This window comes from Pedobacter cryoconitis, from assembly GCF_014200595.1.
GTDB lineage: Bacteria > Bacteroidota > Bacteroidia > Sphingobacteriales > Sphingobacteriaceae > Pedobacter > Pedobacter cryoconitis_C.
On sequence record NZ_JACHCG010000001.1, the window covers coordinates 2,053,424 to 2,076,995 of the forward strand.

The window sequence follows — 23,572 nt, forward strand, 5'->3', positions numbered from 1 at the left end:
AAATTTTAATATATTAGTGCGCTTAACCAATTGGAAGCCTGACCTTAATTGTTAAAATGACTGATAAAATTAAACCTCTCCATGAAGATTGGACAGTAGTTATCCTGGGATCTCTTGTAATTCTCTTTTCTCTTGTTTTTTATATTGTTCCTGTACCTGTCTATAAATGGAGCAGCCCTGCTGAACTTGGAACTGCTATTTTTAATACAGGCAACCTGACGACAATCTTCATTCAGTTTATTTTTGTACTGATAGTAGGTGCTATTGGCGCGCTGGTAACCGGTAAGCCAGTTAAAAACTTCTTAATCAGTTTTCCTGCGGTTTACCTGCTGACCATTTTTGCACTTGTCCTGGCAGGAAATTCATTTATCAAATCAATTAACCTGGAAGCTGTAATCTTTAGTCTGGCTATTGGCCTGATCATCGGTAATCTGTTTAAACTTCCGCAATGGTTCAAAGACACGCTATCTACAGAGCTTTTTGTTAAAATTGGGCTTGTATTACTGGGAACCACTGTTATTTTCTCAGATATCCTCAAAGCAGGCTCATTAGGGCTGATGCAGGCATTAATTGTAGTACTCTCTGTATGGTATTTTGCGTTCTGGCTTTGTAAAAAGCTGAAAGTAGATGATGAATTGACGATGATGATCTCCAGCGCAGTGTCTATTTGCGGCGTTTCTGCTGCAATTGCGACTTCAGGGGCTATTAAAGGTGATCCCAAAAAGTTGTCTTACGTGATTTCTATGGTACTGATCACTGCCATTCCAATGATGATTTTTATGCCCTATATCGCGGCTTATTTCTCTTTCCCACAACAAGTAACTGGTGCATGGCTGGGTGGCAGTATTGACACCACAGGAGCAGTTGTGGCGTCCGGAACTTTAGTAGGAGAGGAAGCATTAAAAATCAGTACCATCGTTAAATTTTCACAGAATGTGCTGCTCGGAATTGCAGCTTTTGCCATTAGTATTTACTGGTCTTATAATAAAACTGCCAAGGGCAGCGATGTAGTAGAAAAACCCACTTTAAAAGTAATTTGGGAGAGGTTTCCAAAGTTTGTACTGGCTTTTATAGGCGCTTCGGTAGTTTTCTCCTTCTTTTTATCGCCGGCTACAGCAGCTCCGGTAAAGGACAGCCTTAAGAACCTGCAAAATGCATGGTTCACGCTTGCTTTTACCAGTATCGGACTGGAGACTAACTTTAAAGATCTGTTTAAGAATGAGAATAAGAAGCCACTGTATGCATTTTTATTAGCACAGTTGTTTAACATCTTCATCACCTTAATTATTGCCTGGTTCCTTTTTAATGACGCAGCGCATATTTAAGTAAAAGACGTTAAGCTAAAAGTTGATGTCGCCGTTAAACTTCAATTCAATTTCAACTTTCCCGACCTCACGATTTTGTTTGATCGCCTTCACCTTCAGCGCGCTCAAATCTTTGATATAACTGTTAAATATGGTAAACTGGTTGTGTTTGCTGAGCTGATCAAAATCAAGTTCCGCAAACAGGAAATAAGGGGTTATCACAGTTGCAGAGGCTATAGGTCTGGCTTTATTCGTGCTGAATTGTAACTCCCGGTTATCATATTTACCGTATACCTCATATAAAGGAAACAACTCTTTATTCAGCTGATTATCTGAACCAATAACCCTTTGCTTTTGCAGGTAATGAACCAGTGGGGATGTATTCCCCTTGAAGGATAAAGTGATTTCCGGAACCTTGACCTCTTTCTGAACTACCTGTTCAACCTGCTCAAATTCATCATTGAAAGTATAACTGATTACTGATTGAGACTGATTTACTGAATTTCCAACTTCCATAGCTGCGTACCCTTTATAATATTTTAACAGCGAATCCTTTTCCAAAATATAATCTTTGAACCTGATGTCTTTAGTTAATAACCCGCTTAAATTACCATTGATCCACGCATTAACACTTAATCCTTTAGCTAAAGCAGCGGGACACTTCAAAGAATCCGTTACTCCAAAACCCTCCACAGGAAAGGTGCCGGTTAATAAAATATGGTGATCAGCTAAGCTTGCCTGTCCGGAGTAATTTTTGAAATCATAAACAATAGGGGCGCCTTCCTTTTTCAGCCTGACAATCCGATCAGCTGTATCTGCTAAAAAGCTTTTTCCTGCCAGCAATTCTCCCATGATATCATTTACATTTTCCTTTAGTAAAGAATAGCAGAACACTACGTTCCTGTCATCATATGCTATCTTTATACTTTGATCCTGATTATTTCCCCATACTGATCCCTGCGCATTTACTATAAAATGATTAATCCTGAATGCTTTTTTAAGATAAGTCTTTAGTTCTACAGTATCGGTTACCGGAAGAGAGCAGAAAAACGTCAGTGCTGATTTATTAGTCACCGTATAAATGAAGATATTAGCTGGTACACCAAACCCACGGGCATCGCTTTTTAAATTGCTCAAACCTCTCTTTTTCACGATATGATCTACATTGATTTTAAAAATCAGTGAAGCCTGCTGATGAATCCTGTTCTGATAAGAACTGTACTGTCTGTATTGAAGTAAGCCGTAAACAGCTAACAGCAACAGTAAAACTACACCTGTTGCTGTTATGAATATCTTTCTCATGTTTATTTTTCTACATCTTCCGCAATAGAGAATAAGTATTTTAAAGCATTTTGCTCCTTCGCCGGGATATCCATACTGATTTCACCAGAAAACACATTTCCTTTAATCTGGTTAGATTTCAGATAAATATCCCCTAAAGAATTCAGCAGTTTGTTGGTTCTGATCAATTGTACAGGATTGGTCAATTCATTTTCAGGAATCTTTCCGGCCAGCCTTTTAGAACTGAAATACGCAGAGAAGTTACTTTTCAGAATTGCATCCCTATGTTTAGCGGAAACCTTCGCCTGGTATCGATTACTAACGATCTGTTTAATCTCATCCACGTTTGTTCCGACAAAAATAATCCCCTCATGAATCGCGAAATAAACAGGCATAGGGGTTTTTGAAGTAAAAATCTCATAATAGCCTTGCTGATTTTTCACAACATTTTTCTTAACTCCATATGCAATCAGCTTATTTAATAACCTGGTATCTTCTGTAGAAACCATCAACAGGAAATCAGGAGAGGTTTCTTTTTTAGTTTTGGTGACTGTGTCTTTCTCAAAATTATCCTCATTGTACTCATAAGTTTTATAAGTAACCTCATTTTGCTTTAAGCCATTGAAAATGAAAAGCGCATCCCCCTTAATGACTTTACTAACTGCTTCCTCATCCAGTAACAGGGAGAATAAATCGGTCGCCATGTCTGCTTCATCCTTATAGATTGAACCGTACATCCTGTTCATTAACTTAGGGTATTCCTGCAAATAAGCCTTAGTATCCAATGCATAAGCCATATACCCTGTAAGCTTATCCTCATTCACATAGTTCAAAAACTTCTTGTTTACCTTTCTCTTATTGATTTTGATAAAGGCTTCTGCCATTTCGTTACTTAAGGTAATCGATGAACCAATTCTGATGGCATTCTTTTCCAGGTAAAGTTTCACATTTGCACTTCCATAACCGTTTAGAAAATTGATGCCTTTAAAAATTGCAGCTGGCATAAAATCCAGCATTGCTTTTTCAGTATTTGCAAGCCATGCTGTAACTTCTGCTTTTTCATCTATACTTTTAACAAAGTCTTTATTGCTTAAGATAGAACTGTGGTTATCCTTAGCGAAGAAACCAGATATCATCTTTTTTGTCCAGCTAACTACTTCTTTATTCTTTATAGCTGCAATCCGTTTATTCGCATTTACTGTAGCTGTGTCAATTTCAATATCCTGCCCGTAAGCAGAAACCGGAGCATTTTCATCAATAATAATATCCGAATTAGTCGTATCAATTATCGCATAACTTTCTTCCTTAAGAGGCTGTTCATCAATGCTGATCGCTTTCTTTATCTTTTTTCTTTTCGGATATTTCTTTGATATTTTATGTTTTGGAAGATTATGGCGCCCAGATTTATGTTTACGCAAAACAGCTTTCTTTTTCTTTACCGGTACTGTTTCTTCCAGGTAAGGTTCCGTAGCCGTTATGGCAGAGTCTGCATCTTTTGTATAATCAAGACCACGGTAAGCAGGTTCAGCCGCAGTCGTTGCAGAATCTGTTAAACTATAATCTTTGGTTACCGGTAAACCTAATCTTTTACTCACTTCTGGTCTGGAAAAATAAGCGTCTTTTCCGCTGCTCTTTACAAAAAGCAACATTTCATTATTCCATATCACCACTTCTGTAGAATCATGGTTATAAAAAGATCTTAACTGATCATTTCTAGTAAATTTCTTATCAGACTGCTTGAATAAATCATCTATCTGTCCGGAATTGTTGACAGGAGCGAGGACACAGTTATAACTTACACTATCATTACTCTGGTTGTAATAGTAAAAAACAGAAGCCAGGTTAATCCCAAAATCTGCAATAGTTTTAGTCTGGCCTTTCACAGATTCAGGCATTTTTTCAAGCATTTTTTTTCCCAGAAAAGTAGTATTGAACTCTTTTACGGACATCAGTTCGATCAGGTTGTCCCCCTTAAGGGTAACAACAGCTTTGGCATCTGCCGGAATTTTATGGGTCAGGTCCTGCGCATTTGCGCCCAGCGCAACTATAGAAAAAATAGCAGTAACCGCACATTTGGAAAGATGATTCATGAGAATGATATATTATAGAATGTTATTTAGACAGGATAATTTGATTAGAGATATTGGTTTTGCCGTTAATCAGGCCCAGAACACCTGTATTCAGCAAAATAGCTTTTTTAGATTTAGAGACTTTAGCCAGCGGATTAGTGGAACTCACAACCGGTTTTTCAAATCTGTAGATACTGGTATAAGTCGCTTCTTTAAAGACGTTTTTTACTTCTGGCTTTAGCTTATTATATTGTATAAATGCTTCTTTAGTATGGGTATAATTGCGCTGAAATGTTCCGGTTGCTATATTAAAAGTATATGAAGAGTTATTTACCGCATTAATTTTTAGCTTCTTAAGGACACTTTGATTGATATTATTAATATTAGAAACTTGTTCAAAAGCGAAACTTAAATTCACGATATAATTGTCGAAATCTACTTTCTTTTTGACGTTACTAATCCCTTTGGCCTTTTTTAAATAGGCAACTATTTCGTCCATTTCTCTCTGGATGGTCTGTTTAGTTGGTACTTTATATCCATTGATACTATCTAAAAGCATAATAGAGGCTACCTTAGTTCTGCTCGCACTCAAATTCACCGTTAGATTTACTGTTCCTGAGCCATCATTGGCCATGTTAATCTCTTCAATGATTTGAAAACAAGAAGAAAAGCAACATAGAGTTAAGAGTAATAGCAGATATCTGAGCGTTTTATTTTGCATTTAAAAGGTAGAATAATCGTTATATAATATTTTTTAAAGGTAGAGTTTTTTTCAAATCTTCTTTTGTATCTTCCACTTTCCATTTTTTATGCCAAAATCAACGCTCTGCTACTTAAAACCTTTATTATTTCTATTTTTCATCGCATTAACCAGCGAGACATTACAAGCACAGACCACAGTTCCGATCACTATAACCAACCAGGGACACGTGATGGTCAAAGCAAAAATCAATGGTGTTGAAGGCAATTTTGTGTTCGATACCGGCGCAGGCTTAACGCTGGTCACCAAAAAATTCGCCAGTAAAATCAAAGGATTAAACAAGCAGGATGGAGGTTATACAGCCTTCAGAGCGACGGGAGAAAAACTTGATGCCGATCTTTATGATGCCGCTTCTTTAACTATAGGAAGTTTTACTGAAACACATCCGGTGCTGACCATTTTTGATGTGGACTTTGGCCCGATAGACGGATTGATTTCTTTAATGAGCTTTAAAAAACAGGTAGTGACCCTGGATTATACCAATAAACAGTTGATTTTTGAAACGCCAAAAAGCTTTACTGAGCTGAAGGCCAGGGGTAAAACAGTTGCTTTACAACTGCAAATATCAAGAGATAAATCATTGGATATGTTCGCTTATTTTAATATCAATGATAAATTGAACCTGCAATTTTCTATAGATAGTGGTTCGGGAAATAACGTTTACCGCATCAACTCTAAATACATGCCTTTACTGGGAATCGATAGTACAGATACTGCTAAAGTGAAGGTGAATGCCAAACCAAGTGATTTTAATCCTGCTATATTAACCAAAATTTACACCACTAACCTGCCATCGATAGCACTTAAAGACCTTCCTTCGGCAAAACTTGAAAACCAGAAAGTTTCCTTTGTAGAAGGGCTGATTTATGACGGTATCGTTTCACTCAACTGGATCGGAAAAAAGATTACTATTGATGTCAATCATGCACAGCTGATTATCAATGAATAGTATTATTCCAATACAGGATTGCCGGTAATAGGTAATTTGGCAAATTTGATCACTTCTATACTTGGATAGCCAAAGTCTTCCACTACTTTACCTAAAATCAGGTAACAACCTGCTCCACGGAACGGGTAGGATGGGGTACTGCCTGAAAAGTGCGTGGTATCAAAGAAATTGCCCTCCGCATCCAGAAAAGTGCCAAACCACATCTTTTTATTGTTCTTGGTATGTACCGTCTTTTCACATACATAAAGTCCAACCATTTTAACGATCTGCCCTGCGTAGCTGATCAGGTCGCTGGTTTGGGGATGTCCGCGGTAATCAGTTTGCAATAAATCAAAAGGAGACAAGCTAAGCGGAAAACCCAATAGTTCAAGTTCGTGATACGCATCTTCCAATGTGGTATTCACTAATTCGGGCAATTGATAATGTTTATGCTCTGCTTCAAATAACTGTGCGTGATTCAAAACTTTCACTTTATTACCGAGTAAAGAATGTACATCCCAAAGTAATTCCTTTTTACTGCGTCCGGTAAAACGTAAAGCTCCTGTACGGATCAGGATAATTGCCTGATCCAGGCTAATCGCTGTACGTTTTACAAAATCGTCCAGGTTAAGATAATCACCATTTAAATGCCGTTCTTCAGGAATCTGTTCCATCAGCTTCAAGGTCAATCCCAGTATACCTATAAAGCCCAGATAAGCATCAATTCCATGTAAAGAGACTACCGGAGTACTTTTATTCACGCAAGGCAGATGCACCCGCGCACCCGCTTTACGTAATTCATGTACATATAACCAGCGGGGATAAAAACCACCGTAATTATTCAATACAGCCACCATAAACTCTATCGGATAATACGTTTTCAGAAATAAACTCTGGTAACTTTCTACTGCAAAACTCGCAGAATGTGCCTTGGAAAAGCTGTAACCTGCGAAGGAAGAAACTTGCCGCCATACTTCTTTAGTCGTTACTTCTTCGCGTCCGAGTTTTTTGGCGCCTGCAAAGAATTTATCAATTAACTTATCAAACTCCATACGCGAACGGTATTTCCCGCTCATTCCTCTGCGTAATATATCAGCATCACTACCATTCATCCCTGCATAATGAATACAGACTTTAATCACATCTTCCTGGTACACCATGACCCCATAAGTTTCCTGCATCTGTTCTTTCATCACCGGGTGCAGGTACTTCACCGTTTCTGGCTGATGGTAGTTCTGAATATAAGTCTTCATCATGCCGGATTGTGCCACACCGGGGCGGATAATGGAACTCGCAGCAACCAGTGTAAGGTAATTGTCGCATTTGAGTTTAGCCAGCAGCTGGCGCATTGCAGGTGATTCAACATAAAAACAACCAATTGTATTTCCGGATTGCAGCCTGACATTCAGTGCCGGGTCTTTCATAAAGTTCTTTACCTGGTGCACATCTATTTTTAAACCCAGATTCTGCTCCACCAGCCTTGCGGCTTCTTTAATGTGACCAATACCCCGCTGACTTAAAATATCATATTTATCATAACCGATCAATTCTGCTTCATACATATCCCATTGTACGGTAGCCATTCCTTTAGGTGGCAGGTCCAGCGCTGTATAATAAGTAATCGGCTCTTCAGAAATCAAAACCCCACCCGCATGAATACTGCGCTGGTTAGGCATACTGCTCATCAACCCGGAAACAGCCATGATCTTTTTAAAAGTGGGATTACTCTGGTTGGCCAGATCCTGCGTACGGTCTGTAAAGCTGTCAATTTCAGCTTTGGGCAATCCCATGACCTTCCCAATTTCCCGGATTACAGAACGGTCTTTGAAAGTAGACATCGTCCCTAATAAAGCGGTATGTTCCGCACCGTACTTCTCAAAAATATACTGCTGTACATTTTCCCGTTCATCCCACGAATAATCGATGTCAAAATCGGGAGGGGAAGTTCGCTGCGCATTGAGAAACCGGTCAAAGTAAAGGTCTAACTCCAAAGGGTCAACATCAGTGATCCTCATACAGTAAGCTACTGTACTGTTCGCTCCTGAACCACGCCCTACATGATAATAACCCTGGCTTACTGAATACTGAATAATATCCCAGGTGATCAGAAAATAAGCACAAAAATTCAGGTCATGAATAATTTTAAGCTCATATTTCACCTTCTCCAATGCCTTTTCATGGCCTTCTCCATAGCGTTCTGCCAATCCTTTCATAGCCAGTTCTTCCAGCAATTCTTTGTCTCTGGCCATGCTTCCGGTAAAGGTTTTCCGGTTCAGTTTAATCTTACCCTGCTCATAATCCATCACACAGCTATCCAGCAGCCGCTGCGTATTTTCCAGGATAAAAGGATATTTACTGTACCGGGTTTCCAATTCTCCCGGGGCAAGGAAAGTATCCGAAGGACTGCATTTATCAGCCGTGCTTGTTTTGGTTAAAAGTGTATTCAAATCAATACTACGCAGGTATTCATGTAAACGATAACCTATTTTATCCAGAAAAACGACAGGTTGTAAAACGACAAGTTTAGCCGCAAAGGCTGTGATATCTTTGCCGTAAAGCTGGTGCAGCTCATCAAAACGAATTCCCATGACCTCATTTTCTCTGAGTATTTTCCCATGTGTATAAGGATAAACGATGAAACAGTGCCTAAATACAGGTGGCTGATCGGGCAGTTCCTGCTGTTTCAGGTTATGAAAGGTCAGGAAATCATTCAATTCCTTCATGCCTTCTTTATTCCTGGCAATGCCGATGTAGAGTAATCTTTTGTTTTTGCGGAATTCTAATCCACCAATTGGTTTAATCCCATTTGCATTACATGCCCTCCAAAATTCCATGACCCCGGTAGAATTATTCAGATCGGTCAGTACCATCCGGGTAATTCCATTAGCCACGGCTGCTTCGATCAGCTTAGGGATTGCAATTGTGCCATAACGCAGGCTATAGTGGGAGTGGACGTTCAGATACATCAGCTTAAATTTTCAAGTCCAGTACAGAAGCCATTGTGATTGCTTTTCCACCAAAGCGCTGACGTATTTTATCCATCGCCTGGCATAAATTATATTGCTCCTGCGAGTTCTCATACAAATCAATCTGCTCAAAACCATTCACCAGGTTAGACAGGCGTACACCAACCAACCGGATCAGCATGCGTTTCTGATACAATTGTTTGAATAAATCTTTCGCTTTGCGGATCAGAACAGCGTCCATGGAAGTGTAAGAAATCGTTGCCTGTTTAGTTACATCCTCAAAATTGGAATAGCGGATGGTCACTGTGATACAAGCGGCGATTTTCTGCTTTTGCCGCAGTTCAAAACCCAGATCCATCACCATCGAGGTAATCAGGTTATTGATAGTTTCCACATCAATAGAATCGGCTTTAAAAGTACATTGTGTGCCTATACTTTTTTGTTCCTGGTAAGGGATAACCTCAGACTCATCAATCCCCTTTGCCTTTTGTAATAAAGACAACCCATTTTTACCGAGTAAGCTGACCATCTGGTCCGGGTGGATCTGTGACAGGGTAAAAATCTTTTTAATCCCCATATCACTGAGCTTCATAAAGGTTTTTTCACCTAATCCGGGAATTTTTCTGATTGATAACGGGTTCAGAAACGGCTGTACTTCCTCTTGTTTCACATCGCGTTCTCCATTCGGTTTACATTCATTGGTTGCCATTTTAGAAACCGTCTTATTGACTGATAAACCAAAGGAGATAGGCAACCCTGTTTCCCGGATCACGGTTTGGCGCAGTTCATGGGCATATTGACGTGTACCATGAAAACGGTCCATTCCCGTCATATCTATATAATGCTCATCGATACTTGCTTTTTCAATCAGCGGAACGCGGGATCTTAAGATTTCGGTAATTTCTTGTGAAGCCTGAGAATACGCATCCATATTCCCCCTGATAAAAACAGCATGTGGACAAAGCATTTTTGCCATACGGGAAGACATGGCAGAATGGACACCGAATTTACGGGCTTCATAACTACAGGAGGAAACCACACCACGATCAGAAGTCCCGCCGATAATAACCGGTATGCCAGCTAGTTTAGGATCTTTCCGGACTTCGACAGAGACGAAGAAAGAGTCCTGATCCATATGTATGATGTGTTTCTCTGCCATAAAACGGTTTATTTTTACACAAATGTATGTTAAAAATAGTCGTTATAACAAGTAATTTACTAAATATATTAGTAATTACATCTGGTGATAAAATAAAAAAGGAGGGTGAAACTTATCGTCTCCTCCTCCTTTTTAAATTTACGGATTCAGCTTAAACGCCCGAATCGGTACGGTTTTCAAGAACCGTTTGTATGCTTTGACTCACGTTAGACATGATGTTAATGCCTGCGGCTGTTTCAATAGATTTTACAGTAGTCAGGTATTGTTTCCAGTCTGCATTGACTGTACTCTGATCGTTTGGTGTATCTACAGCAATCACACGTGTTGAGGTAGTAATGCGTGAAAGATCGTTGTTGCCATTAGGAAGTACAACGATAACTTTCCAGACGCGGGAAGGTACATTTACTTTTCCACCATCAATAGTAGTCTGGTAACCATTTGAACCTGTACCACCAGATCCATAAGATCCCATAACTACATAAACTTCATTACCAGCAGTTACTAAAGAACGTACATAATTTTCAAGATTTGCCCACGTTTGCTGATTGTTTTTAGGCGCTTGTGGAATCATGTTGGTCATTAAAAACGTAGCTGAGTTTGCAGTGCTGTTTGAAGTCCGGTCACCTGAAGGACAATTGTGTCCGCGGTCAAATCCAGAACCAGAATAGCTTGTATTGCTTACACCATACCAGCCAGAAGGCAGGTTGATATCTGCTCTGAAGTTGTCAGAACGGGAAGCGCTGCCCAGATCAGCACTGCTGATATGCCATGATACCCAGTTAGGCGTACCTTTATCTCTGTTATAAGACTCTGTAAAATAAGTCTGATCCATCAGGTAATTTGCTGTTGAATTGATGCTTGGTTGTGCATTACTTGGGTTTCCCAGCAATAAGTTGTTATTGTCGGCGGTGTTACCCGGAGTACCCGGCGTACCTGGATCTGTGCCCGGATCGGTAGGAGGAGTGCCACCACCTGTACTAAAGCTGACATCATCGATGTTAATACGTGCAGTACCACCTGATACTTTACGGATTTCAAAAGTCAGGTTGCCTGTTTTAGTAATTGCAAAAGTTGCAGTAGCTAATTGGCTGGAAGAAGTAGTGATCGTAGCGCCCACTTGTGAATAAGTGCCGCCGTTATCACCTGATACCCATAATTGCCAGGTAGAAGCGTTATCAGTTCCGTATACAGCATGTTTAACGGATACTGAAGTTGGACTGCTGACATTAAAGTTCATCCCAAGAATACCGTTGTTACGGATACGTACAGATTTTGTTCCTGCTTTGATATCGGCACTTGTTGAACCAATCAATGCATCGTCAAGGCTCCATGAGCCGGTAGTTAAGGTAACATCTCCGGTAGCATAAGAACTTTTGCTCCCTGATTCAAAGTCTTCAGTGATGACTGTAGCGGTAGCTTGATTAGCAGCGCTCTGATTAGAAGGGTTTGGGTTAGATGGACTGAAGTCTTGCGTAGTGTTTTTCGAGCACGATGCAAATGCCAGTGACAAGCAGCTGGCGAAAAGTAGATTTCTGAATTTCATAGGTTGATTAATATTTAGGTAAAGAGACTCATGTAATATTAAAGTTATATTATTTGAGTGTTATCTAATTAAAAATATATCAATTGATATGAAAAATAAAAATTACTGATAGGAAACCGGTAATTCAGACAAAAGATTCTGCCCTAAAATCAAATAGCTGAAAAAGGTATTTTTACAGGAGTTTTGTAGGGGTACTGTAGGGGTTGTGGTATACATTAAACTAGTATTGAAGTAGCCTTCAACCTACAACACAACCCCTACAGTACCCAGCCAGAACTACCCGGAATTCAGTAAAAAACTTATGCTATTACTGATACTTTCTCTGCTTTATTACTTCCGGTTTCTTTCAGCAGCAAACTCACCACTATAGCGATCACGATTCCGGCAATCCAGAATAATCCGGCAGACTGGAAATGACTGGCTTTATCTGTTGCGCCAGTTAATGTTTTACCAAAGAAGTGGCTAAACAATGGGCTTACTAAGGTAGTTACACTAAAAGTGATGAAATTAATTGCCCCGGTAGCACTTCCTTTCACATGATCAGGATTAGATTCTTTGATAATTGAGTAGGGGATCATGGCAGCTCCGGAGGCTACACCTAACATAAACGTACTCACATACGCTGGTACCAGGTTTGGCAAGAACAATAATTGTAATAAACTTAAAATCATCAGTGACGCACCACCAATCAGCACAGGCTTACGCTGACCAATTTTGTCGGTCAGATAACCCAGCAGCGGACAACCAAATACCCAGCCCATAGGCACCATTGCACAGGCAATTGTGGCATCATGAAAGCTGAAAGCCCTGTCTTGCTGGAAAAAGGCTACACCCCAGGTCATGGCAAAAATAGTGGTTGGTGCAAATAAAAGACCTGAAATAATACCACAAAGCCAGGACTGCATGTTAGAGAATACGACTTTATAAGGACTTAAAAAACCTTTTGAATGCAGTTGTTTGGTCGATTTCTGTTCTTCTTTAGCTTTTGGGATAACCAGTAATAGTCCAAAAGCAACGAGGATTGTAAAAACCCCTGAGCCAATCCAGAAAAGTTTCTGGTCAACTCCTTTTTCAATCAAAGGGCCTACTACGAATTGTCCGGCAGACCCACCCAGCATCCCTATACATTGTGTAAAACCAATGGCTGTAGCTAATGACTTAGGGGAGAACCCTTTGGTAGCCAGGTAAACACAGCCGGGAAAAGCAAATGCACAGCCTGCTCCCTGTAATAAACGCCCGGTATTTCCTGCAAATTCGCTTGAAATCACAAAAAGTAAGGCGCCGATCCCCAGGATCACTGCACCGGCAAACAAAGAATATTTAGCGCCAAACCTGTCGAGTGCTATCCCCGCAATCAAACTGCAAGTTGAATAAGTATAATAATAGGTGCCTATAATAGACACCAGGCCAATGGTAGAAACATTAAACACTGCTGATAATTCAGGGATCATAACTGCCGGAGCAGCCCTGATCACATAATCCAGAAAGTAAAAAAGAAGGCCGAAAACCCAGGCAATAACGTAATATTTGGTAGCAGACGATTTGTTGATGTGATCCATGAGGAGTTTAATGTGTATTAACTTTAGTCAATTGGCAATAGTTATCGCCCCAGTCTGACAAGACCTGCATAACCGGGATCAGTGTTTGCCCCAGTCCGGTGAGTTGGTATTCTACTTTAGGTGGTGATTCTGCATAAACTTTTCTGGAAATGATGCCATCGCGTTCCAGTTCACGCAATTGTACAGTTAAGGTAGTTTGCGTAATATCCTGCATTTTCTTTCTCAGTTCTCCGAACCTTGCAGGACATTCCTGACGGATTGCATTTAATAAAAGTAATTTCCATTTCCCGCCAATCACCTTCCATGCGTTTGTCATTGAACAGTTATCTTCCGGCTGCCCGTAATTTTCTTGTTTTATAACCAGCTGAGGGTCATCATTAGTACTGTTTTCCATACTTAGTATTGTCCGGCAAACTACTTGTTTAACTTCAATGGAGCTTCCATCTTTGGGTGGTAAAGTTAACCATAATCGGGCGATCGCCCCTATAAAAACATATTAAAATAGCTATGAGCAAGCAAACTTCCAAATGGATAATACTCATTATCCTGTCCTCTTCAATCTTTTTATCCGTTATTGATATCTTCATAGTCAATGTTGCGATACCTGCTATCAAGAAAGGAATTCATGGTACAGACGGCGATATACAACTCGTGATTGCTTTATACCTGCTGGGTTATGCTGCATTTTTAATTACTGGTGGCAGGGCAGGAGATTACTATGGCAAAAAGAACGTTTTTATCGTGGCGATGCTATCGTTTACTTTTGCCTCGCTGTTATGTGGGATTTCTCAAACAGCTTTTCAACTGAATACGGCCCGTTTCTTCCAGGGAATCAGCGCTGCTTTTATGGTACCGCAGGGCATCACTTATATTCAGCTTCTTTTTCCTGCTCCGCAGGAACGTATAAAAGCAATGGGGATTTATGGAAGTATAGCGGGAGCAGCATCTGTGATTGGCCAGTTTCTGGGAGGCATATTACCGGATACCCATTTTTTTATCGCAGGCTGGCGCCTGATTTTCCTGATTAACCTTCCACTGGGTATTATCTCGGCCTTTCTGGCAGCAAAACTATTGAAAGATAACACGATCACAAAGACAGGTAAATTTGATTACTCTGGCGTACTGTTATTGACCATAGCATTGGTCAGTTTGATTTATCCATTGATACGCGGATCGGAACTAGGCTGGCCCTGGTGGAGTATAGTCCTGATCGTATTATCAATTGTGCTGCTGTTTATCTTTTTATATGATCAAAAGAGAAAGCTGCTGCAAAGAAAGGAACCTCTGATTAATGTCAGGTTGTTCGGTTATAAAGATTTTAATATAGGCCTTTGTGCAGTTTTGTTTTATTTTATGGCACAGGATTCCTATTTCCTGATCAATGCGATCCTGTTACAAACCGGATTTGGGATCAGCTCTTCGGAAACGGGTATCTTTTTTGTCTTTCAGGGAGCCGGATACGTACTTGCTTCGCTGGTAGCGATCCAGCTGATCCCGGTTTATGGAAAAAAAGTTTTGCAGGCCGGCGTCCTGATTATGGTGACTGCATTAATTCTCCATATCCTGTTTTTTAAATCAGCAGCCGTGAGCCGGATGATCTTTTTACCAATTTTATTCATTTATGGTACTGGTTGTGGTTCTGTATTACCTTCTTTACTGACCATGGCACTGAAAAGTATTCCGCCGAAATTTGCTGGTGCAGCCTCAGGTACTTTTTCGACCTTTCAGCAAACAGCAATTGCTTTGGGAATTGGCATTGTAGGGGGAGTCTTTTTTTATGTATTAGGAAAGGCCGGAACACTTCAGGCTTATTTATCCGCTTATCAAACGGCTACCATAATCAATGTGATCCTCTTATTATTTGTGAGCGTTTTTCTCTTCCTTTTACCGGAGAAAAACACCACTTTAAGGAATAATCGGGTAAAAAGATAAAACGTTTTAAAATATTCAGCAACAAAAAAGCCTGTCGTTTGTTAACCTTAACGATAGGCTTTTTTGTTTGCCAGAATCATAAATTTATAGTAGTTTGGCTCAACAAGCCGCCAATAGTTTTATTAACCTGGCTATGGCAGCTTCTTGCTAAACAATTAAAAATAACGGTGGGATAAGGAACTGGAAATCCCTTTGTGAATTATAAAATGGAGATCATTAAAAACATTTATAAGTTAGTAGGTATTGTCAGGCATATAGACCTGTTGAGGTTGGAAGAAGGCGCTAAACAATGTTTGACTCAATTTGATATTAGTTTTGAGATTATCACAGCCAGATCTTCCGCATTAAAAGTAAAAACCCGGCAATGGAAATGCACAAGCGGTCAACCTTTAGAAATCCCAAAGCTAATCTCCCTTACTCAGGATCTTTTTGACAGATTTATTACTGGCGTGCCCGTAACAGTTTATCCTATAGCTTATACACCTGCGGTAGCAGATGAAGTTGAACCCGACTGGATCAGTGATAAAATGCTGAATATGGGGGTTACACTAAAAGATATCCACCAGGATACCGGAGTTGACCGGTTAAATCTTTCTTCCTGGATCGATGGACTTCAGCCGATGAGCCAGGATGTTAAAGCCATGTTCTTTTATTATTTCGAAAGCATACAGCTACGAAAAAATCCATATTCAAGCCCTAACACGTTTAACGAACCTTGTTACAATTGATTTCAACCCTTTAAAAAACTGATAACCTTTTGCTCTGGCGCAGAAGAGATTTGGATGGTATGGTTAAATTGTTAAATTTGAGTTAACCAAATATATCCCGATGCCTAAACCTGCTACAGACCTCTCTTATCTGATCTGTGATATAGCTTTATATGATAGTGAAAATGCGTATGAAAAGCTTTTTAAAAGTCTTTTTCCTGCATTATATCGCTTCTGTTACTATTTGTTAAAGTCAAGAGAACTGGCTGAAGAGGTTGCAAATGATGTAATGATTACGCTTTGGAAAAACAGGAAGAAATTACCTGAAGTGCAAAATATTAAAGTTTATGCCTTTGTCATTGCACGTAATCTTTGCTTAAATTTTTTAAATAAACATTCCAAAAGAGAACTCATCTTTTTGGAAGACATTGATGTACAAATCGTACTGGACAGCCTGAACCCCGAACAGATCCTGATCAATGATGAGCTGAAAAAGAAGTTAGAACAGGCTACTGAAGCTTTACCTAATAAATGTAAACTCGTTTTTAAGCTGATCAAAGAGGATGGATTAAGTTATAAAGAAACAGCTGCGATTCTGAATATCTCTACAAAGACTGTTGACGCCCACCTGGTCACGGCTGTAAAAAAACTGACTGCCGTTCTTAAAGTCGAATTTAACCTGATGTAATCTTTATTTATTTTTTTTCATTCCGGACTAGGGAGTTTCCTGATATATATTGTCTTATCTACACTAACCAATATAAAACTCTTGCGGCGGTCTTTATGAAAAGAAGCAGAATTATAGAATTATTAGCTCGTAAAATGGCTGGTGAGGCGACCCCATATGAATTGGAGGAGCTGAATATGCTTATTGATAGCTATCCTGACTCTGTTTATTATGAAGAAGTCCTTAAACAAATCTGGCTCAACAATGAACAGGACGAAGCGGACCTTCCAGATGTAGACCGCATTTATCAATGTCACAGGTTACGGTTTTATGATGAGCTGACAACGCCTGTACCAGAAGAATCAGTTCCATTCTTTCGTCAATATAAAAACTTATCTATCGCAGTTCTTGCTTTATGCTTAATCTTCTTTGCCGGCTTATTTTATATCCACAGCAATGAACAGGATAATTTCAACACACAGCTGATTGCAGGAAAAGGGGTACGCAAAAAAGTGAAACTGCCGGATGGTACTTTAGTCTGGCTCAATTCTGACAGCAAATTAGCTTACCATTCAGATATTAATAATAAAAAGGTACGTATTGTACATTTAACCGGCGAAGCTTTTTTTGATGTCGCCCATCATGAGTCGCAACCGTTCATAGTGCGTACCAATAAAATTGCCATTAAAGTGTTAGGCACTGCATTTAATGTGAAGGCTTATCCTGTAGATCAGAAGTCTGTAGCTACACTATTACGGGGTTCTATTGAATTATCTGTCAATGAAAGGCCTCAGCAAAAGATCATTTTAAATCCTTCGGAAAAATTTGTACTGCAAGATGGTCAGCAGGGGGTAATGAAAATGGATTCTCAGGATATTACCTTAATGATTGAGCATATTATGCCTATCCATATTGGAGGTAATGAATATATAGAAGAAGTTTCCTGGAAAAATAATACGCTGGTCTTCCACAATGAATCATTCGTTGATTTAAAACCAAGACTTGAACGCTGGTTTAATATCAAAATTCATCTGGGTTCATCCAGAGCAAAATCTTATCGCTTTACCGGAGTCTTTAAAAATGAAAATATTAAAGAAGCCCTGACGGCTATGCAGTTAATCAAACCCTTCACCTTTAATCTTAGCGCACATGACGTGACCATCTACTAAAAAAAGGGAGTAAATGCGCCAACATTCCCTCCCTTTTCAACCTTCCAATCCGTAATGTAACAAACGGTTTATCAGATTTTTAACTTTGAAATTCACAAATCTATGAAAAAAAAAGGACTGTGCAATAAAGTTCTATGCGTCCACTTTTCCCAAAAAAAACTAATATTAATGCTAAACTGGATCTTTGTTTTGTCTTTTCTCTTTTGTTTTCAGGTATCTGCCAGCAGCTACTCTCAAAACAAAAAGATTGATTTAAACCTTCAGCGAATAAAACTAAAGGATGCTTTGGTTATTCTGGAGCGTAAAGGGAATTTTCGTTTGCTGTACAGCGAAGAAGATCTCCCGCTGGATAAAGATATTACCCTGATGCAAAAGGACATTCTGGTCTTTGATGCGCTGAATTTCCTTTTGAAAGGCACTGACTTGAAATTTCAAGCTATGGAAGATGATCTGATCGTCATCAGGCCTAAAAATGGAGCTGCTGCTGATATCGTGGTCAGGGGGGTAGTAACTGATGAAAAGGGTGGTGGTATTCCGGGAGTCAGCATTAAACTCAAAGAAACCACTGCCGCTGCAACTACTGATGCGTTGGGTAAATACAGCATTAAAGTTCCTGACAATGGCGTACTGATCTTTTCCTATCTGGGTTACAATACACAGGAAGTTCCGGTCAATAACCGCCCTGTAATCAATGTCAAACTACAGGAAAATAGCCAGGCATTGACAGAAATCGTTGTGGTTGGTTATGGTACGCAGAAAAAGGCAGTGGTATCTGGTGCAGTCACTTCGGTGAAAGGTTCGGAACTGGCCAAAGCGCCAAACGTCAACCTGTCTAACTCTTTAGCGGGGCGTTTACCTGGAGTAACAGCATTACAATCAAGCGGAGAACCGGGGGCTGATGGCTCTACCATCCGGATTCGCGGGGTAAATTCATTAGGAAATAATGATGCCCTGATCGTAATTGACGGAGTACCAAACCGCGCAGGTGGTTTAGAAAGGATCAATCCGAATGATGTAGAAAGTGTGTCTGTGTTAAAAGATGCTTCGGCAGCAATTTACGGATCGCGCGCAGCAAACGGGGTAATCCTGATTACGACTAAACAAGGTAAATCCGGTAAGCCTCAGCTTTCTTATGATTTTAGCTATGGTCTGCAACAACCAACCAGAACGCCTAAAATGGCCAATTCAACACAATATGCAGAGATCTTAAATGAGCTGAATATATTTGGTGCAGATTTGCCTGTTGACCAGTGGAGTGCGGCCTCACAGGCATTTAAAGCTACTGGTACTTATAAAAGAACTGATAATGGAAATGTATTATCGGCCGTTTACCGTCCCGATGAGATGCAGAAATTTCGTGATGGTTCTGATCCCTTGCGTTACCCGAATACCGACTGGTTCAAGACGACTTTAAAAAACTGGTCACCTCAGCAAAGACATAATTTGCAGTTAACTGGTGGTGCAGAAAACATTAAATACCTGGTGTCTTTAGGTTACCTGGATCAGGATGGTTATTATAAAAAATCTGCTACGGGTTATAAGCAATATGATTTAAGGATTAACCTGGAAGCCGCAGTAAGTAAATATGTGACTTTAACTTTAGGTCTTACCGGCAGGGAAGAAGCCCGTAATTATCCAACTGTTGGTGCTGGTGATATTTTCAGAATGCTGATGCGTGGTAAGCCTACTGAACAGGAAGTATGGCCAAATGGGTTACCGGGGCCGGATATTGAATTTGGTTACAATCCTTACGTGATTACAACAGACCAGACAGGTTATAACAGAGATCAGCGCGATTATTTTCAATCGACTGGTAAAATTGATATCAAAGTACCGGGTGTAGAAGGGCTGAAACTTACAGGTACAGCTTCTATTGACAAGTTTGCGGGCAGACAAAAAAGATGGCAGACACCGTGGACTTTATATTATTGGGACAAAAAATCTTTTGAAGCTGACGGAGTTACACCTTTGCTGACCGGATCTGTACGCTCTGAACGTACCGACGCCAGTTTAGGGGAAACAGCAGGCGCACAACTTGCCATTAATTTAATGGGGATGGCTACTTATGATAAGAAAATCGGAGACCATACTTTTAACCTGATGGCAGGGGTAACCAAAGAGACTGTTAACAATGATGGTTTTAGTGCAACACGCAGGTATTTCCTTTCTACAGCTTTACAACAATTAGTGGCAGGAAGTGATAGAGAGCAAACTGTTGGCAATCCTACAGACGGGCCTAATAATTTATATAACAGAGCACGCTTAAGTTATTTTGGCAGAGCTGCTTATAATTACAAAGAAAAGTATCTGGCAGAGTTTTTATGGAGAGTGGATGGGTCTTATATCTTTCCGGAGAATAAACGGTTCGGATTTTTTCCGGGAGTTTCGGCAGGATGGAGAGTATCGGAAGAGTCCTTCTTTAAAGACCATATTAAGTTTATCAATAACCTGAAAATCAGAGGTTCATATGGACAAATGGGCGCTGAAGCTTATTTTGGTGATGCTTTGGCTGAGTACCAGTATTTAAATACCATGGGCTTTGGAAATTACATTATTAACAATCAATACAGCCAGACTTTAACAGAAAACCGTGTACCTAATTTAGATTTCGGATGGGAAGTAGCCAACAATGCGAATCTGGGTTTGGATGCTTCGTTTTTAAATAATAAGCTGAGCTTTGAGTTCGATTATTTTTATAACAAAAGAACTAAAATCCTGATCAGCAGGGGAAGTTCTATTCCAGGCAGTTCTGGTATCACTGATAAGTTGCCTCCTGTAAATTTGGGAAAGGTAAACAACAAAGGATTTGAATTTAAATTAAGTTACAATGACCATGTTGGCGAACTGAACTATGGGGTAAGTGTAAACGGTGGATATTCTAAAAATAAGATCATTTTCTGGGATGAAACACCAGGGGCACCTTCATGGCAGCAATCTACAGGAATGCCAACGGGTACAGATTTAATTTATGAGTATATAGGGGTGTTTAAGGATGCTGCGGAAATTAAAGCTAATACGATTAATTACAGTGCGTTAACTAACAATCTGCTGCCGGGCGACATGAAGTTCAGAGATGTAAACGGAGATGGTAAAATTGATGGGAATGACCGGATCAGGTCTGACAAAACCAGCACACCAACTTTCACTGGTGGTTTTAACCTGACTTTACAATATAAGAACTTTGATTTTTCAGCTTTGATACAAGGTGCGAGTGGCGGGGTGCAGATTGTAGGTTTAACGGAATCGGGAGATATTGGAAACTTCCTGGACTGGTCTTATCAAAACCGCTGGACAATTGATAATCCAAGCAGTGAGTTCCCTCGCTTGTCGAACCGTGGTAAAACGTATTATACAGATTTTAACAATGCGGGCAGAAATACCTATTGGCTGCGCAGCAACAATTATGTCAGGCTGAAAAATGTAGAGATCGGGTACACGTTGCCATCTGTTTGGTGTAAAAAAGCCGGTATTAGTGCGGTAAGAGTTTATGTTAACGGCTTAAACCTGATTACAGTGGATAAAATTGGAATCTGGGACCCGGAATCAACAAATTCCAGTGCGCAGTATTATCCACAGGCAAGAGTGATCAATACAGGGATCAAAGCCACTTTTTAAGCTTATAATCTATAGATCTAAACAATATGAAATCGATATTCAAAAATACATATATACTACTGACTACTGCACTGCTGGCCTCCTTTGCGAGCGGATGCAAGAAAGATTTCCTGAGCGTTACGCCACCTACTCAGATACCTTCAGAACTGGTTTGGAAAGATCCGGCGCTGGCACAGGCCTTTGTAACCGAAATCTATAATGGTTTAGGAAATGGTGGGTTTCCAGAGCAAATGTTGTCTTCTGTGACTGATGAATCTTTATTTACCCATCCAAACAGAGGGATTGATCTGGTAAATGCCGGAATTATTAACCCTACAAATTTAGGCTGGGTCGACGATACCTGGGCTTATAATAAAATGTATAACCGGATCAGGTCCTGTAATATCACTATCGAAAAGTTATCCGGAGCAGATAATGGGATTACTGATAAAAATGTAAAGGACCAGTTATTGGGTGAAGCACACTTTTTAAGAGCTTATTTTTATCATCAGCTGACCCGTTTTTACGGCAGTGTACCATTGATTACTAAAGTTTATGCACTGGATGAGGATTATTCAGCGAAAAGGGCAACCTATGAAGAGTGTGTGAATTTTATGGTCAAAGATTGCGATGATGCGATTAAGGAGTTAACAGGAAAGTCTACGCAAAAGGGAAGAACTTCTGCTTTAGCTGCAATGGCTTTAAAGTCAAGGGTGCTCTTATATGCGGCAAGTGATTTACACGATTCACCGACTGCCAGATCAAAATCTAAAGGAGTTATTTCGGGCTATGCCAATCCGGAATTTCTTGGGTATCTGACAGGAGATCGTATGCAACGCTGGAAAGCAGCACAGGATGCAGCTAAAGCTGTAATAGATGCAGGCAGTGGTTATAAGCTGTCCCTGAGCGAGAAAGCATCTGTTAAGGATGGGATCAGCAATTATAAAAGTATTGCGATGGGCGGAGAGAGTAAAGCGCCGGGTATAGATCCTTCGGCGAGTTCAGAGCTGATATTTGCCCGGTATTTTATTGACCGGAGTGATAACCGTTATGCGCGTGCGAATGGCCCGAATGGCTATCATAACTGGGCTGGTAATACACCCATTGGTTTAATGGTAGATGATTACGAAATGACAGACGGGACTAAGTTCAGCTGGGCAAATACAGCGCAGAAGAGTGCGCCTTATCAAAATCGTGATCCACGTTTTTATGCTACTATACTGTATGATGGCGCTGGATGGAAGCCAAGGGATAAGGTTTCTGGAAATGTCGATCCTGCGAACCAGATTCAGACTGGTGAGTATGATTTGAAAGAGGGCAGTAATGTGATCAATTTCAAAGGTTTGGATACCCGCGGAAGTTCTATTGAAAACTGGAATGGAAGCTGGACAGGTTATTATATGCAGAAATTTACAGATCCGGACCCATCTATTGTAGATGCTTCGATGCCTCAATTTGTGCCGTGGCCATTTTTCAGGTACACAGAAGCAGTGTTGAATTATGTGGAGGCGAGCATTGAGTTAGGACAAACTGACCAGGCAATCGTTTGGTTGAACAGGATCAGGTTCAGATCTGGTATGCCAGCTGTCAGCTCAACTTCACCAAGTGAGTTAAGGGAGATTTACCGCCACGAACGCAGAATTGAAATGGCTTACGAAGAGCAGCGTTATCATGATGCACGCCGCTGGATGATTGCCGAAGAAACATTGGGCAGGCAGCCTACTTATATCAAAGTTTCGGGCAAGTTTAAATCCGGACAAACGATGTCTGCGCCTTATCATTATGACACTTCAGTTTACGATTATACTTACACGCCAACCATTGAAACTGCTCAGGAGAGTCGTTTATGGGCAGAAAAAGTATATTTCAGACCATTTGAGCGTGATGAAGTTTTTAAAAATAAAGAGTTAAAACAGAACCCCGGCTATTAAATT

16 protein-coding genes are annotated in these 23,572 nt (G+C 40.1%); 8 read left to right on the forward strand and 8 right to left on the reverse strand.

Annotated elements, in window-relative coordinates:
- The first annotated feature begins 56 nt into the window (after nt 1–56).
- Entirely contained in the window at nt 57–1,325 is a 1,269-nt protein-coding gene (locus HDE70_RS08530; protein ID WP_183889378.1) for a YeiH family protein, read from the forward strand.
- A gap of 15 nt (nt 1,326–1,340) precedes the next feature.
- Here HDE70_RS08530 and HDE70_RS08535 read toward each other — a convergent pair whose 3' ends face one another.
- The 3 genes from HDE70_RS08535 to HDE70_RS08545 are packed head-to-tail and all read right to left on the reverse strand — an operon-like array spanning nt 1,341 to nt 5,375.
- The gene (locus HDE70_RS08535) at nt 1,341–2,606 is read right to left on the reverse strand and encodes a hypothetical protein (protein ID WP_183889380.1); all 1,266 of its coding nucleotides are present in this window, start codon (nt 2,604–2,606) and stop codon (nt 1,341–1,343) included.
- Between the two features lie 2 nt (nt 2,607–2,608).
- Entirely contained in the window at nt 2,609–4,675 is a 2,067-nt protein-coding gene (locus HDE70_RS08540; protein WP_183889382.1) for a hypothetical protein, read from the reverse strand.
- A gap of 22 nt (nt 4,676–4,697) precedes the next feature.
- A complete protein-coding gene (locus HDE70_RS08545; protein WP_183889384.1) occupies nt 4,698–5,375 on the reverse strand; it encodes a hypothetical protein in 678 nt (225 codons plus the stop codon).
- 88 nt (nt 5,376–5,463) lie between these two features.
- On the opposite strand from HDE70_RS08545, the gene HDE70_RS08550 reads away from it, so the two are divergent.
- Complete coding sequence (locus HDE70_RS08550) at nt 5,464–6,363, forward strand: retropepsin-like aspartic protease (protein ID WP_183867193.1); 900 nt, start codon at nt 5,464–5,466, stop codon at nt 6,361–6,363.
- Nucleotides 6,364–6,365: 2 nt separating this feature from the next.
- On the opposite strand, the gene HDE70_RS08555 is transcribed toward HDE70_RS08550, so the two are convergent.
- The 5 genes from HDE70_RS08555 to HDE70_RS08575 form a co-directional block, all read right to left on the reverse strand.
- Entirely contained in the window at nt 6,366–9,308 is a 2,943-nt protein-coding gene (locus HDE70_RS08555; RefSeq protein WP_183889386.1) for a DNA polymerase III subunit alpha, read from the reverse strand.
- Between the two features lie 4 nt (nt 9,309–9,312).
- Nucleotides 9,313–10,467, reverse strand: coding sequence for a DNA polymerase IV (gene dinB, locus HDE70_RS08560; RefSeq protein ID WP_183867191.1), 1,155 nt, complete (start codon nt 10,465–10,467; stop codon nt 9,313–9,315).
- Nucleotides 10,468–10,618: 151 nt separating this feature from the next.
- Nucleotides 10,619–12,010 (reverse strand): DNA/RNA non-specific endonuclease, encoded by a 1,392-nt coding sequence (locus tag HDE70_RS08565; protein ID WP_183889388.1) that lies wholly within the window; start codon nt 12,008–12,010, stop codon nt 10,619–10,621.
- A gap of 299 nt (nt 12,011–12,309) precedes the next feature.
- The gene (locus HDE70_RS08570; RefSeq protein ID WP_183889390.1) at nt 12,310–13,569 is read right to left on the reverse strand and encodes an MFS transporter; all 1,260 of its coding nucleotides are present in this window, start codon (nt 13,567–13,569) and stop codon (nt 12,310–12,312) included.
- A 7-nt stretch (nt 13,570–13,576) separates the two neighbouring features.
- Nucleotides 13,577–13,963 (reverse strand): winged helix-turn-helix transcriptional regulator, encoded by a 387-nt coding sequence (locus HDE70_RS08575; RefSeq protein WP_183867188.1) that lies wholly within the window; start codon nt 13,961–13,963, stop codon nt 13,577–13,579.
- Between the two features lie 113 nt (nt 13,964–14,076).
- Here HDE70_RS08575 and HDE70_RS08580 point away from each other — a divergent pair, with 113 nt between their 5' ends.
- From HDE70_RS08580 to HDE70_RS08605, 6 genes are all read left to right on the forward strand, one after another.
- On the forward strand, nt 14,077–15,501 hold the full coding sequence (locus HDE70_RS08580) for an MFS transporter (RefSeq protein ID WP_183889392.1): 1,425 nt from the start codon (nt 14,077–14,079) through the stop codon (nt 15,499–15,501).
- Between the two features lie 206 nt (nt 15,502–15,707).
- On the forward strand, nt 15,708–16,229 hold the full coding sequence (locus tag HDE70_RS08585; protein ID WP_183867186.1) for a hypothetical protein: 522 nt from the start codon (nt 15,708–15,710) through the stop codon (nt 16,227–16,229).
- A 100-nt stretch (nt 16,230–16,329) separates the two neighbouring features.
- Entirely contained in the window at nt 16,330–16,896 is a 567-nt protein-coding gene (locus HDE70_RS08590) for an RNA polymerase sigma factor (RefSeq protein WP_183867185.1), read from the forward strand.
- A 95-nt stretch (nt 16,897–16,991) separates the two neighbouring features.
- Complete coding sequence (locus tag HDE70_RS08595) at nt 16,992–18,044, forward strand: FecR family protein (protein WP_183889394.1); 1,053 nt, start codon at nt 16,992–16,994, stop codon at nt 18,042–18,044.
- A gap of 168 nt (nt 18,045–18,212) precedes the next feature.
- Nucleotides 18,213–21,659 (forward strand): TonB-dependent receptor, encoded by a 3,447-nt coding sequence (locus HDE70_RS08600; RefSeq protein ID WP_260160185.1) that lies wholly within the window; start codon nt 18,213–18,215, stop codon nt 21,657–21,659.
- 26 nt (nt 21,660–21,685) lie between these two features.
- Nucleotides 21,686–23,569: a RagB/SusD family nutrient uptake outer membrane protein gene (locus HDE70_RS08605; protein WP_183867183.1), complete on the forward strand. Its 1,884-nt coding sequence runs from the start codon at nt 21,686–21,688 to the stop codon at nt 23,567–23,569.
- The last annotated feature ends 3 nt before the right edge of the window (nt 23,570–23,572 follow it).